Source organism: Micromonospora sp. CNZ299, from assembly GCF_002754415.1.
Map to the genome: position 1 here is coordinate 3,811,803 of NZ_PEFG01000001.1, position 13,338 is coordinate 3,825,140.

A 13,338-nucleotide genomic window follows, 5' to 3' on the forward strand; every position below is an offset into this window, starting at 1 on the left:
CGGATGGAGAGCTTCGGAAGCCGGCTGCACCGGGCGGTCGACGAGCGAGGGCCACTCTGTGTGGGCATCGACCCGCACCCCGGTCTACTGGCCCGTTGGGGCCTCGCCGACGACCTTCAGGGTCTTGACCGCTTCACCCAAACCGTCGTGGAAGCCCTCGGTGACCGGGTTGCGGTGGTCAAGCCTCAGTCGGCCTTTTTCGAGCGATTCGGGTCCCACGGCGTGGCGATTCTTGAGTCAACTATCCGACAGTTACGGGATGCCGGCTCGCTCGTTCTCCTTGACGTCAAGCGCGGCGACATCGGCTCGACGGTGAGCGCGTACGCCTCCGCGTACCTTGATCCATCCAGCCCGCTGTATGTCGACGCGGTCACCGCGAGCCCCTACCTCGGGGTCGGTTCGCTGGCGCCGATGTTCGAGCTGGCCGCCCAGCACGGCGGCGGGGTGTTCGTGCTCGCCCTCACCTCCAACCCCGAGGGCGCGGCCGTGCAGCAGGCGCGTACGGCCGACGGCCGCACCGTGGCGCAGACCGTCATCGACGAGATTTCCCAGCTCAACAGGGGTGCGACACCACTCGGGAGCTTCGGTCTGGTGGTCGGGGCGACCATCGGCGACACCGGTCACGACCTATGCGGCGTGGGGGGTCCACTGCTCGCCCCGGGCCTCGGCGCGCAGGGTGCCGGGGCAGCCGATCTGCGTACCGTCTTCGGTTCGAGCCTGGGCTCGGTGCTCCCGTCGTACTCCCGGGAGGTGCTCTCGGCGGGCCCCGACGTCGCTGCCCTGCGGGCCGCCGCGGACCGGGTTCTGGCCGACTGCCGGGCCGTATTGCCTGCCCGGTGACTGACTGACGGGTCGGTCACTGTGCGTTGATCATGGGCCCCCCACGTTGCCGAAAGCTCCGTTGACCGCTAGTTTTCCCCGCGCTGGGAACCACGGACCCCTTGGTTCACAGCGACACCACGTTTCACAGATGCGGCGGTGCGCCCCGCCCGCCGCGATAGGGACCTGAGGAGAACTGGTGCCGCTCCCGTCACTGACCCCCGAACAACGCGCTGCCGCGCTCGAGAAGGCCGCGGAGATCCGCAAGGCCCGTGCTCAGCTGAAGGAGCAGCTCAAGCAGGGCAAGACCACCCTCGGTGCTGTCCTCGAGCGCGCCGAGAGCGACGACGTCGTCGGCAAGCTCAAGGTTTCGGCCGTCCTGCAGGCCATGCCGGGTATCGGCAAGATCCGGGCGACCCAGATCATGGAGAAGCTCAAGATCGCCGACAGCCGTCGCCTGCGTGGCCTCGGCGAGCAGCAGCGCAAGGCACTGCTTGGAGAGTTCGCCGCCAACTGAACCTGGCAGCGTGTAGAAACAAGCAGTGAGCACGGATGACGAGGCGCGCCCGGCGGCTCGGCTCACTGTCCTGGCTGGACCTTCGGGTTCCGGCAGGGAGAGTGTCGTCGAGCTCGTCCGGGCGCGTTCTCCGTCCGTGTGGTTGCCGGTGCCGGCGACCACACGGCCGCGCCGGGAGTCGGAAATCGACGGCGTTGACCGCGTCTTCCTCGCCCCCGCCGAGTTCGATCGCCGACTCGTCGCCGGCGAGCTGCTGGAGTGGTCCCGGATCGGCTCGTACCGCCGGGGCACCCCGTACCAACCGCTGCGCGCCCGGCTCGACGCCGGGCAGCCGGTGCTTCTTTCGCTCGACCTGCCCGGCGCCCCGCTGGTGCGCGCGCGCCTGCCCGATTCGCGGCTGGTGCTGCTGAGCCCACCCGGGTATCACCCCGACGCCGTGGTGGCGGCCGCCTTCGAGCACACGCTGACCCACGACCTCACCGAGCGGGTGGCCGACGAGCTGGTAGGATTACTCGGTTCTTCTTATCCGGATCCGACCTGGTCGCGAGTGCGCGGCTGACGGTCGGCCGCTGTTGAGACTCAGCACCGCGTCCGCGCGGCTCGAAAGACGCAGAGGTTAATTCGTGGGATCCATCGCCAACCCCGAAGGCATCACCAACCCGCCGATCGACGAGCTCCTCGAGAAGACGACGTCGAAGTACGCGCTGGTCATCTTCGCCGCCAAGCGGGCGCGCCAGGTCAACGCCTACTACAGCCAGCTCGGTGAGGGTCTGCTGGAGTACGTCGGCCCGCTCGTCGAGACCACCCCGCAGGAGAAGCCCCTCTCCATCGCCATGCGCGAGATCAACTCGGGCCTGCTCACCGCCGAGCCGACCGACCAGCCGTAAGCACTCGCCGGCCGATGTCCGCCTCGATCGTCCTCGGGGTTGGCGGCGGCATCGCCGCCTACAAGGCGTGTGAGCTGCTGCGACTCTTCACCGAATCAGGTCACCGGGTCCGTGTCGTGCCGACCGCGTCGGCGCTCCGGTTCGTCGGGGTGCCGACCTGGGCGGCACTCTCCGGCCAGCCGGTCGCCGACGACGTCTGGACCGACGTCCACGAGGTGCCGCACGTCCGACTCGGTAAGCAGGCCGATCTGGTGGTGGTCGCGCCGACCACCACCGACCTGCTCGCCAAGGCCGCGCACGGGCTCGCCGACGATCTGCTGACCAACACCCTGCTGACCGCCCGCTGCCCGGTGCTGCTGGCCCCCGCCATGCACACCGAGATGTGGGAGCACCCGGCCACTGTCGCCAACGTCGCCACGCTGCGCTCCCGGGGCGTCCGGGTCATCGAGCCCGCCGTCGGCCGGCTCACCGGCGTCGACACCGGCAAGGGGCGACTGCCCGACCCGGCGGAGATCTTCGCCATCGCCCGTCAGGTGCTGGCCCGGGGCGACGTCGCCCCCGCCGACCTGGCCGGCCGTCGGGTGGTCGTCACCGCGGGTGGCACCCGGGAGCCACTGGACCCGGTCCGCTTCCTGGGCAACCGCTCCTCGGGCAAGCAGGGTTACGCGTTCGCCCGCGCCGCCGTGGCCCGGGGCGCCCGGGTCACCCTCATCGCGGCGAACGTCTCCCTGCCCGATCCCGCCGGCGTCGACCTGATCCGGGTGGGCACCACCGCCGAGCTGCGGGAGGCGACGGTGAAGGCCGCCGTCGACGCGGACGCGGTGGTGATGGCGGCGGCTCCGGCCGATTTCCGCCCGGCGACGTACGCGGCTGGCAAAATCAAGAAGTCGGACGATGGTGTCGCGCCCACCATCGAGCTCGTCACGAACCCCGACATCGCAGCGGAGCTCGGCCAGCGCAAGCGACCGGAGCAGCTGCTGGTGGTGTTCGCCGCCGAGACCGGCGACGCCGAGGCCAACGGCAGAGCAAAGCTCGCCCGGAAGCGGGCCGACCTGATCGTGATCAACGAGGTCGGTCACGACAAGGTGTTCGGCGCCGACACCAACACGGTGACGGTCATCGGGGCGGACGGCTCGGTCAGCCGGCTTCCCGAGCAGGCCAAGGAGGCCGTGGCCGACACCGTCTGGGATCTCGTCGTGGCGCGGCTGCCCGGTAGTTCCTGACGAGTGGTAAACGGCGCGACCGATCCCGACACCGGCCGCAGTGGTGATTAGACTGCCGCGGAACGACCTCACACGCTTAGGAGTGCCGTGACACGCCGTCTCTTCACGTCCGAATCGGTCACGGAAGGCCACCCGGACAAGATCGCTGACCAGATCAGCGATGGCATCCTCGACGCGCTGCTGGCCGAGGACCCGCACAGCCGGGTCGCGGTGGAGACCATGATCACCACCGGCCAGGTGCACATCGCCGGTGAGGTGACCACCAAGGCGTACGCCGACATCCCGACGATCGTCCGCCGGACCATCCTCGACATCGGCTACGACTCGTCGAAGAAGGGCTTCGACGGCGCCTCCTGCGGGGTCAGCGTCTCCATCGGCGCGCAGTCCGAGGACATCGCGCAGGGCGTGGACAACGCCTTCGAGCTGCGTACCGGGGCGTCGGAGAGCGCGCTGGACGCGCAGGGCGCCGGCGACCAGGGCATGATGTTCGGCTTCGCCTGCTCGGAGACGCCCGAGCTGATGCCGCTGCCGATCGCCCTCGCCCACCGGCTGGCCCGCCGGCTGGCTGCGGTCCGCAAGGACGGCACGATTCCCTACCTGCGTCCGGACGGCAAGACCCAGGTCACCATCGAGTACGAGGGGCTGCGCCCGGTCCGGCTGAACACCGTTGTCGTGTCCAGCCAGCACGCCGCGGACATCTCGCTGGAATCGCTGCTCACCCCGGACGTGCGTGACCACGTCATCGCGCCGGAGCTGGAGAGCCTCGGGTTGGACACCGAGGGCTACCGACTGCTGGTCAACCCGACCGGCCGCTTCGAGATCGGCGGCCCGATGGGTGACGCCGGCCTGACCGGCCGCAAGATCATCGTCGACACCTACGGCGGGTACGCCCGGCACGGCGGTGGCGCGTTCTCCGGCAAGGACCCGTCCAAGGTGGACCGCTCGGCCGCGTACGCGATGCGCTGGGTCGCCAAGAACGTGGTCGCCGCCGGCCTGGCCGAGCGGTGCGAGGCGCAGGTCGCCTACGCCATCGGCAAGGCGCACCCGGTGAGCCTGTTCATCGAGACGTTCGGCACCGAGACCGTGCCGGTCTCCTCGATCGAGAAGGCCGTCACCGAGGTGTTCGACCTGCGCCCGGCCGCGATCATCCGGGACCTCAACCTGCTCCGCCCGATCTACCAGCAGACCGCCGCGTACGGCCACTTCGGCCGGGAGCTGCCGGACCTGACCTGGGAGAGCACCGACCGGGCCGCCGACCTCAAGTCGGCCGCGGGAGCCTGACCGCCACCAGGCACAGCGACCGGCGACCCGCGGATGGGTCGCCGGTCGCGCGCGTCTGCGTGGATGTCCCGCTGGCGCACCTGGACCGCCCGTTCGACTACCTGGTGCCCGCCGAGCTGGACGAGGTGGCGGTTCCCGGTACGCGGGTGAAGGTGCGCTTCGCCGGGCAGCTCGTCGACGGGTGGTTGCTGTCCCGTGCCGACGACTCCGGGCACACCGGCCGGCTCGCGTACCTGGAGAAGGTGGTCTCGCCGGAGCCGGTGCTGGCGCCCGAGGTCGCCCGGCTGGCCCGGGCGGTCGCCGACCGGTACGCGGGCAACCTCGCCGACGTGCTCCGGCTCGCCGTGCCGCCCCGGCACGCGCGGGTGGAGAAGGAGGCCCGCGACGACGAACCCGGCCCGACGGCCGTCGCCGAGGCCGCAGCGGTCGACCCGCGTGGCTGGCGGGACTACCCGACCGGCCCCGCGCTGCTGCGCGCGCTCACCGACGGCCGCGCACCGCGTGCGGTCTGGTCGGCGCTGCCCGGCGAGGACTGGGCGGCCCGCTACGCCGACGCGGTGGCCGCCACCGTCGCCGGGGGGCGCGGCGCGGTCGTCGTGGTGCCCGACGCCCGTGACCTCGACCGGCTGGACGCCGCGCTCACCAGCGTGCTCGGTCCGGGACGGCACGTCAGCCTCTCCGCCGCGCTCGGGCCGGCCCGGCGTTACCGTGCGTTCCTCGCCGCCCGCCGTGGCCAGGTGCCGGTGGTGATCGGCACCCGGGCGGCGATGTTCGCCCCGGTGGACCGGCTCGGCCTGGTCGCCATCTGGGACGACGGCGACGACCTGCACTCCGAACCCCGGGCCCCCTACCCGCACGCGCGTGACGTGCTGCTCACCCGCGTCCAGCTCGCCGAGGCCGGGGCGCTGGTCGGTGGGTACGCCCGGACCTCCGAGGCGCAACTGCTGCTGGAGACCGGCTGGGCGCGGGAGGTGGTCGCCGACCGGACGACCGTGCGGGCCCGTATCCCGGCCATCGCGCCGACCGGCGACGACCCCCAACTGGCCCGCGACCCCGGGGCCGCCACCGCCCGGCTGCCCAGCCTGGCCTGGACGGCCGCCCGCGACGCCCTCCGGCAGGACCATCCGGTGCTGGTGCAGGTGCCCCGACGCGGCTACCTGCCGTCGATCTCCTGCGCCGACTGCCGCACCCCGGCGCGCTGCGCGCACTGCGCCGGCCCGCTCGCGCTGCCCTCGGCCGGCGGCACCCCGGCCTGCCGGTGGTGTGCGCGGGTGGCCGCCGCGTACGCCTGCCCGGAGTGCGGTGGGCGGCGGCTGCGGGCTGCGGTGACCGGCGCCCGGCGGACCGCCGAGGAACTGGGCCGGGCGTTTCCCGATGTCCCGGTGCGCACCTCGGGGCGCGAGGAGGTGCTGACCGACGTGCCCGGCGGTGCGGCCCTGGTGGTGGCCACTCCGGGCGCGGAGCCGGTCGCCGAGGGCGGCTACGGCGCGGTGCTGCTGCTCGACTCGTGGGCCCTGCTGACCCGGGCGGACCTGCGGGCCGGGGAGGAGGCGCTGCGGCGTTGGCTGGCCGCGGCGGCCCTGGCCCGCCCGGCGCCGGCCGGCCGGGTGGTGGTGGTCGCCGACGGCGCGCTCGCCCCGGTGCAGGCGTTGCTGCGCTGGGACGCGGCCTGGTTCGCCGGCCGGGAGCTGGCCGAGCGCCGGGAGCTGGGCTTCCCGCCGGCGGTACGGATGGCGAGCGTCACCGGCCCGGCCGAGGCGGTGGCGGACCTGCTCACCGCTGCCCGGCTGCCCGCGGACGCCGAGGTGCTCGGGCCGGTGCCGGCCGAGGAGGGCCGGGAGCGGATGCTGGTCCGGGTGCCCCGGGCCCGAGCTGCCGCGCTCGCCGAGGCGCTGCACTCGGCTGCCGGTGTTCGTGCCGCCCGCAAGGCCGCCGACCCGGTCCGTCTCCAGGTCGATCCGTTGAGCCTCTTCTGAGAAGTTTCCGCCGGTGCCGGCGGTGCCGCAGCCCGTCCGTCGGGTGGTCGCCCGCACACCGCGTCCGGCAGGGCGGTGGCGTCAGAGTGGTAGCATCGCCCGTCATGCCGAGGCGTACGGCGGCTCCAGGTCGCGACGGAGCGTCGGACGCGCCGAGTTGGGGCCGCCGCAGGATGGCGCGACAATGGCGGTAACGCGTTGCTCGGGCGCGATGTCGATGATGTCAATGATCCGGTGATCAGGGGTGGACCAGTCGTGACCGTTGGACAATCGATCGTCTTCAACGGCGACCTCGGCAGCGGCAAGAGCACCGTGTCGGTCGAGATCGCCAAGCGGCTCGGCATGCGCCGGGTCAGTGTGGGGGACCTCTACCGGGAGATGGCGCAGCAGCGGCAGATGACCGCGTTGCAGCTCAACCTGCACGCCGAGCTCGACCAGGCTGTCGACGGCTACGTCGACCAGCTTCAGCGGGACATCGCCGCCTCCGGTGAGCGCCTGGTCATGGACTCCCGGCTGGCCTGGCACTTCTTCACCGACGCGCTCAAGGTCCACATGATCACCGAGCCGGGCGAGGCGGCCCGTCGGGTGCTCGCCCGACCGTCCGGCCCGGCGGAGAGCTACGCCTCCCTGGAGGAGGCCAAGGCCAAGCTTCGTGAGCGCAGCGTGAGCGAGCGCAGCCGGTTCATCATCCGATACGGCGTGGACAAGGCCCGGCTGCGCAACTACGACCTGATCTGCGACACCACCAGGGCGTCCGCCACCGAGGTGATCGAGCATATCGTCGCCGCGTACGAGGGGAAGCTCGGCGCCGAGGTGCTGCGTGACGGCCCGCCGCTGCTGCTGCTGGACCCGGCCCGCGTCTACCCGACCGAGGACATCGCCACGCTGCGCGGTCTGTGGGACACCGACTTCGTCGGCGACGTGGCCGAGGCCGGCGACGAGGCCCTCGAACCCCTGAAGATCGGGTTCACCGGCGAGTACTTCTTCGTCGTCGACGGTCACCGCCGCCTCAGCGCCGCCCTCCAGAACGGGTTCTCCATGGTCCCCGCCCAGCTGGTCGCCGAGGTCGACGAGCCGGTCGTGGGTGGGATGACGGCGATCGACTACTTCGCCGCCCAGGTCCGCCCCGGTCTGATCTACGACTGGGAGGCGGCTCACAAGATCCAGCTGCCGCTGCCTGAGCCCGCGCTCCTCCGCGGTGACGCGGTGCTCGCCGGGGACCCGGCCGCCAGCGCCTGAGCTGTGGGCGTCGGCGCCTGAGTCGCCGCTGCCTGTGTGCTCGGCGTCGACTGCATGGCGCCGAGGGCTGCCGGATGGCGGCCGCACCGGGATGATGGAACCTCCGACGCATCGACGGGGGAGGCCAGCCATGGAGGCTGCCGAAGCGCTCACACTGCTCATGTCGCCGCAGGGACGCGTCGACCCGTACCCGACGTACGAGCGGCTGCGCGCCCACGGGCCGGTGGTGCAGGCGATGCCGGGCCTGTACGTGGTGACCGGCTACCCGGAGGCCGACGAGCTGCTGCGCGACCCCCGCCTCGGGGTGCTCGACGACCCGCTGCGCGACGAGGTCTGGCCGAACTGGCGGGACAGCCCCGCCGTGTCGTCGATCGCCCGGTCCATGCTGCGCACCAACCCGCCGGACCACAGCCGGATGCGTCGGCTGGCCGCCGGGGCGTTCAGCCCCCGCCGGATCGCCGGGATGCGCGACGTGGTGCGGGCGCAGGCCGAGGAACTGCTCGACGCGATCGTCTCCCGGGCCGAGGACGGCGCTCCGGTCGACGTGCTGGCCGACTTCGCGTACCCGCTGCCGGTCGGGGTGATCTGCGAGCTGCTCGGCGTACCCGCCGCCGACCGGCCGCTGTTCCGCCGTTGGGCCGGTGACCTGACCGGGGTGCTGGAGCCGGAAATTACCCCCGAGGAGTTGACGGTCGCCGACGCGGGCGCCTCCGAGCTGCGCGACTACTTCGTCGAGCTGATCGTCGCCCGGCGGCGGGCACCGGCCGACGACCTGACCACCGCGCTGGTCCAGGTGCACGACGCCGACGGCGACCGGCTCACCGGCGACGAACTGCTGGCCAACCTGGTGGTGCTGCTGGTGGCCGGCTTCGAGACCACCACCAACCTGCTCGGCAACGGTCTCGTCGTGCTGCTGGACCACCCGGCCGCCGCCGCCGAGCTGCGCGCCGATCCCGCGCTCGCCCCGGCGTACGTCGAGGAGCTGCTGCGCTACGACTCGCCGGTGCAGCTGACCACCCGGACCAGCACGGCGCCGGTGCGCTGCGGCGGGCTCGACCTCCCGGCCGGCAGCACGACGCTGCTGCTGCTCGGCGCGGCGAACCGGGACCCACGCCGGTTTCCCGACCCACAGCGCTTCGACCCGACCCGTGCCCAGGCGCACCCGCTGTCCTTCGGCGCCGGCCCGCACTACTGCCTCGGCGCCGGCCTGGCCCGGCTGGAGGCGCAGCTGGCCTTCCCGATGCTGCTGCGCCGCCTCCCCGAGCTGGCGCTGGCCGAGCAGCCCCGGCACCGGACCCGGCTCACCCTGCGTGGCTACGAGAGCCTGTTGGTGACGCTGGGCACACCGGCCGTCGCCGATCGAGGTACGCCGGCCGGCACGTGGCGGGGCACTCCGTAGACTGGTACGGCATCCCCGTCCGACCCATGAAGGAGCCACCCCGCGTGACCGTCCAGCCCATCCGTCTGTTTGGGGATCCGGTGCTGCGCACGCCGGCCGATCCGGTGGTCGACTTCGACGCCGAGCTGCGTCGGCTCGTCGCCGACCTCACCGACACGATGCGTGAGCAGAACGGCGCCGGCCTGGCCGCCCCGCAGCTCGGTGTGAGCCTGCGGGTGTTCGCCTTCGACGTCGACGACGTGCTCGGGCACCTGGTCAACCCCGTGCTCGAGTTCCCCGACGAGGAGGAGCAGGACGGCCCGGAGGGCTGCCTGTCCATCCCCGGGCTCTACTTCGACACCAAGCGCCGTCAGAACGTCATCGCCAAGGGCTTCAGCTCGTTCGGCGACCCGATGCAGATCGTCGGCAGCGGCCTGATGGCCCGCTGTGTGCAGCACGAGACCGACCACCTCGACGGTGTGCTCTTCCTCGACCGGCTGGACGCCGCCGGGCGCAAGGAGGCCATGAAGGCGATCCGCCAGGCCGAGTGGTACGACGCGGCGGCCCCGCCCACGGTGAAGCTCAGTCCGCACCTCAGCGACCCGTTCGGTCTGGGTCGGTGACCGGATGCGCGTGATCTTCGCTGGCACGCCGGCCGTCGCCGTTCCCGCCCTGGCCGCCGTCGCCGCCTCCCGGCACGAGCTGGTCGCCGTGGTCACCCGGCCCGACGCGCCCGCCGGACGCGGGCGTGGCCTGTCCCGGTCCCCGGTCGGCGAGTGGGCCGACGAGCACGGCGTCGAGGTGCTCACGCCGGCCCGTCCCCGCGACCCCGAGTTCCTCGACCGGCTCCGCGCGCTCGCGCCGGACTGCGTGCCGGTGGTGGCCTACGGCGCGTTGGTGCCGCCGGCCGCCCTGGAGATCCCCCGGCACGGCTGGATCAACCTGCACTTCTCGCTGCTGCCCGCGTGGCGGGGTGCCGCACCCGTGCAGCACGCCGTGCTGCACGGCGACGAGCTGACCGGTGCCAGCGTCTTCCAGTTGGAGGAGGGCCTGGACACCGGCCCGGTCTACGGCACCCTGACCGACGAGATCCGGGCCGCCGACACCTCCGGTGACCTGCTGGAGCGGCTCGCCGACTCCGGTGCCGGTCTGCTGGTGGCGGTGCTCGACGCGATCGCCGACGGCACCGCCCGGGCCGAGCCGCAGCCCGCCGACGGGGTGTCGTTGGCGCCGAAGCTGACTGTGGACGACGCCCGGGTGCGCTGGAGCGATCCGGCCTTCGCCGTGGACCGTCGGATCCGGGCCTGCACCCCGGCCCCGGGCAGCTGGACCACCTTCCGGGGCGAGCGGGTGAAGCTCGGCCCGGTCGTGCCGGTGCCGGACGGCCCAGAGTTGAAGCCGGGGGAGTTGCTGGTGGAGAAGTCCCGGGTGCTGAGCGGCACGGCGACAGTGCCGGTGCGCCTCGGCGAGGTCCGCGCCGCGGGCAAGCGGGCAATGGGCGCGACCGACTGGGCGCGCGGCGTCCGGGTCGGCACTGGAGAGGACTTCGCGTGACAGCCCCCGAGGGCACCCGCCCCACCCGCTCCGGCCCGCCCGCGGGTCGTGGCGGGGACCGCCGGCCGGTCCGGCCACCACTGGACCGACCGCGTCGTGCGGCGTACGAGGCGGTTGCCGCGGTGCACCGCGACGACGCGTTCGCCAACCTCGTTCTGCCCATGATCCTTCGGGAGGAGGGGCTGTTCGGTCGGGACGCGGCCTTCGCCACCGAACTGACCTACGGCACCCTGCGCCACCTCGGCACGTTGGACGCGATCCTGACCGATGCGGCCGGCCGGGACGTGGCCCGGATCGACCCGCCGGTGCGTGACGCGCTGCGGCTCGGGGCGTACCAGCTGCTGCACACCCGGGTGCCGGCGCACGCCGCCGTCTCGTCGACAGTGGACCTGGTCCGCTCGGTCGCACCGGGTGCCACCGGCTTCGCCAACGCGGTGCTGCGCGAGGTGTCCACCCGGGACGCGGACGCCTGGGTGGAGAAGCTCGCCCCACCGATGGAGACCGACCCGGTCGGGCACCTCGCACTGGCGTACAGCCACCCGCAGTGGATCGTGCGGGCGTTCTCCGAGGCGCTCGACGGTGATCTGGGTGAGACCGAGCGCCTGCTGATCGAGGACAATGAGCGCCCGCCGGTGCACCTGTGCGCGCGGCCGGGGCTGATCGACCCGGTCGAGTTGGCCGACCAGGTCGGCGGAGCGCCCGGTGCCTTCTCGCCGTACGCCGTCTATCTGCCCGGCGGCGCGCCGGGCGACATCCCGGCGGTGGTCGACGGTCGCGCCCACGTCCAGGACGAGGGCTCCCAGCTGGTGGCCGCCGCACTCGCCGACGCGCCGCTGGACGGCCCGGACGGGCGTTGGCTGGACCTGTGCGCCGGCCCTGGTGGCAAGGCTGGGCTGCTCGGCGCGCTGGCCGCGCAACGTGGTGCCCGGGTGACAGCGGTGGAGGTGGCCGAGCACCGCGCCCGGCTGGTCTCCCTGGCGACCCGGGACCTGCCGGTGGCCGTGCTGACCATGGATGGCCGTGAGGTCGGCGGCGACCCGAAGCTGCCGGAGCAGCACTTCGACCGGGTGCTGGTCGACGCCCCGTGCACTGGGCTGGGGTCGCTGCGCCGCCGGCCGGAGTCGCGCTGGCGTCGCCAGCCGTCCGACCTGCCGCCGCTGACCCGGCTGCAGCGGGAGTTGCTCGGCGCGGCGCTGCGGGCGGTCCGCCCCGGTGGGCTGGTCGCCTACGTCACCTGCTCGCCGCACACTGTCGAGACACACGTGACGGTGACCGAGGCGGCCCGCCGTAGCGGGGTCGCTGTGGACTTCGTGGACGCCCGGCCGCTGCTGCCGGCCGGCATGCCCGGTCTGGGCGACGGGCCGACCGTGCAGCTCTGGCCGCACCGCCACGGCACCGACGCGATGTTCCTCGCCGTCCTGCGCCGAGGCTGAGTCGCACCGACACCCGACGCGCGAAGGAAGGGCCCCTCGGGGCCCTTCCTTCGGCTCAGGGGCGCTCAGGTGACCGGGAGGCCCTTGTTGCCGGCGTTCTTCATCGAGCGGGTGAGGTTGCGGTCGGAGATCCAGAGGAAGCACTGCACGCCCCGGTTGCCGTTCTTCCACTCCTCCTCGTACGGCTGGTAGTAGATCGTCCCGGCGCGGAAGTCGAGCTGGGAGTTGTCCGGTACCTTCGCGTACTTGGCGATCATCGACTGGCAGGCACGGTGGGTGCGCTTGATGGTGCGGGAGAACTCGGCGTAGGTGACGTCCGGCGCCTGCCAGACCCCGACGAACTCGGCGTGGTGCTTGGCGGTGCAGGACACCGGCACCATCTCGTCGACGTCGTCCTTGACCAGCTTCGGGTTGAAGCAGCGGTACGCCAGTGGCGCCGCGCCGGACAGTGCGCCCCGGAGGCTGCCGGTGCGCAGGTCGACAGCGGTGTCGTCGATGCTGGCGATCTCGGTGACGTCGCAGCGGTACCAGCGGGCCCCGCCCGACCACGCCTGCGGCGAGGGCAGCACGACTGTCACGCCGAGTCGCCCGGACCGCCAGTCGGCGCCCAGCGCCTTGTTGACCTCGGTGTCGCAGGCGCTCTGCGCGGCCCGCATGCCCACCGACCCGGCCTGCGGCGGTGCGTCACGCTCGGCGCCCGGGCCGGTGAGGGTGCCGACGTGCATGGTCTCCACCCGGTGCGCCTCGGTGCACGGCATCGGGTTGTAACCGCTCAGGAAGCCGACCTGCTGGGAGGAGTGGTGGCAGACGTCGGCGGCGGGCACGAACTGCTGCGCCGCGACGGGCGCCGGCCAGTCGTCGATGAGGTCAGTGTCGACTCCGGCGGGTGCGCCGCACCCGGCCAGTGCCAGGGCCAGGGCCGCACCCCCGGCGAACGCCGCCAACCACCGTCGCATCCCCGACCTCCCGCCGCTGGTGGCCTCCGGCCGGACCTCGCCGGTCGGTAGCGCCACGGCGCAGCAGCATACGGC

The 13,338-nt window shown here is 72.9% G+C and carries 13 protein-coding genes; 12 read left to right on the forward strand and 1 reads right to left on the reverse strand.

Going from position 1 to position 13,338, the window contains the following annotated elements:
* The first annotated feature begins 3 nt into the window (after positions 1-3).
* The 12 genes from pyrF to CLT68_RS17865 all read left to right on the forward strand — a co-directional run bounded on the left by pyrF (position 4) and on the right by CLT68_RS17865 (position 12,307).
* Positions 4-840, forward strand: a complete 837-nt coding sequence (pyrF, locus tag CLT68_RS17810) for an orotidine-5'-phosphate decarboxylase (protein ID WP_099852268.1) — start codon at positions 4-6, stop codon at positions 838-840.
* A 178-nt stretch (positions 841-1,018) separates the two neighbouring features.
* Positions 1,019-1,336, forward strand: a complete 318-nt coding sequence (mihF, locus tag CLT68_RS17815) for an integration host factor, actinobacterial type (protein WP_030335662.1) — start codon at positions 1,019-1,021, stop codon at positions 1,334-1,336.
* Positions 1,337-1,361: 25 nt separating this feature from the next.
* On the forward strand, positions 1,362-1,895 hold the full coding sequence (locus CLT68_RS17820) for a nucleoside/nucleotide kinase family protein (RefSeq protein ID WP_088947462.1): 534 nt from the start codon (positions 1,362-1,364) through the stop codon (positions 1,893-1,895).
* A 64-nt stretch (positions 1,896-1,959) separates the two neighbouring features.
* Entirely contained in the window at positions 1,960-2,223 is a 264-nt protein-coding gene (gene rpoZ / locus CLT68_RS17825; protein WP_030335666.1) for a DNA-directed RNA polymerase subunit omega, read from the forward strand.
* Between the two features lie 14 nt (positions 2,224-2,237).
* On the forward strand, positions 2,238-3,446 hold the full coding sequence (gene coaBC / locus CLT68_RS17830) for a bifunctional phosphopantothenoylcysteine decarboxylase/phosphopantothenate--cysteine ligase CoaBC (protein ID WP_099852270.1): 1,209 nt from the start codon (positions 2,238-2,240) through the stop codon (positions 3,444-3,446).
* Positions 3,447-3,533: 87 nt separating this feature from the next.
* Positions 3,534-4,727, forward strand: a complete 1,194-nt coding sequence (gene metK, locus CLT68_RS17835; RefSeq protein WP_099857294.1) for a methionine adenosyltransferase — start codon at positions 3,534-3,536, stop codon at positions 4,725-4,727.
* Complete coding sequence (locus CLT68_RS17840) at positions 4,724-6,703, forward strand: primosomal protein N' (RefSeq protein WP_099857296.1); 1,980 nt, start codon at positions 4,724-4,726, stop codon at positions 6,701-6,703. Before metK ends, CLT68_RS17840 begins: the two co-directional genes overlap by 4 nt.
* Before the next feature lie 255 nt (positions 6,704-6,958).
* Positions 6,959-7,942: an AAA family ATPase gene (locus CLT68_RS17845; RefSeq protein ID WP_088947465.1), complete on the forward strand. Its 984-nt coding sequence runs from the start codon at positions 6,959-6,961 to the stop codon at positions 7,940-7,942.
* 130 nt (positions 7,943-8,072) lie between these two features.
* Complete coding sequence (locus CLT68_RS17850) at positions 8,073-9,341, forward strand: cytochrome P450 (protein ID WP_099852271.1); 1,269 nt, start codon at positions 8,073-8,075, stop codon at positions 9,339-9,341.
* Positions 9,342-9,385: 44 nt separating this feature from the next.
* On the forward strand, positions 9,386-9,943 hold the full coding sequence (def, locus tag CLT68_RS17855; RefSeq protein ID WP_088947467.1) for a peptide deformylase: 558 nt from the start codon (positions 9,386-9,388) through the stop codon (positions 9,941-9,943).
* A gap of 4 nt (positions 9,944-9,947) precedes the next feature.
* Complete coding sequence (fmt, locus tag CLT68_RS17860) at positions 9,948-10,874, forward strand: methionyl-tRNA formyltransferase (RefSeq protein ID WP_088947468.1); 927 nt, start codon at positions 9,948-9,950, stop codon at positions 10,872-10,874.
* A complete protein-coding gene (locus CLT68_RS17865; protein ID WP_370453080.1) occupies positions 10,829-12,307 on the forward strand; it encodes an RsmB/NOP family class I SAM-dependent RNA methyltransferase in 1,479 nt (492 codons plus the stop codon). Before fmt ends, CLT68_RS17865 begins: the two co-directional genes overlap by 46 nt.
* Positions 12,308-12,372: 65 nt before the next feature.
* Here CLT68_RS17865 and CLT68_RS17870 read toward each other — a convergent pair whose 3' ends face one another.
* Positions 12,373-13,263 (reverse strand): septum formation family protein, encoded by an 891-nt coding sequence (locus CLT68_RS17870; protein ID WP_099852274.1) that lies wholly within the window; start codon positions 13,261-13,263, stop codon positions 12,373-12,375.
* Positions 13,264-13,338 lie beyond the last annotated feature (75 nt).

Excerpts from the sequence above, each read along its gene's own strand:
- pyrF (WP_099852268.1), top strand. The coding sequence starts at position 4 with ATGGAGAGCTTCGGAAGCCGGCTGCACCGGGCGGTCGACGAGCGAGGG.
- coaBC (WP_099852270.1), top strand. The coding sequence starts at position 2,238 with ATGTCCGCCTCGATCGTCCTCGGGGTTGGCGGCGGCATCGCCGCCTAC.
- CLT68_RS17850 (WP_099852271.1), top strand. The coding sequence starts at position 8,073 with ATGGAGGCTGCCGAAGCGCTCACACTGCTCATGTCGCCGCAGGGACGC.
- fmt (WP_088947468.1), top strand. The coding sequence starts at position 9,948 with ATGCGCGTGATCTTCGCTGGCACGCCGGCCGTCGCCGTTCCCGCCCTG.
- CLT68_RS17870 (WP_099852274.1), bottom strand. The coding sequence starts at position 13,263 with ATGCGACGGTGGTTGGCGGCGTTCGCCGGGGGTGCGGCCCTGGCCCTG.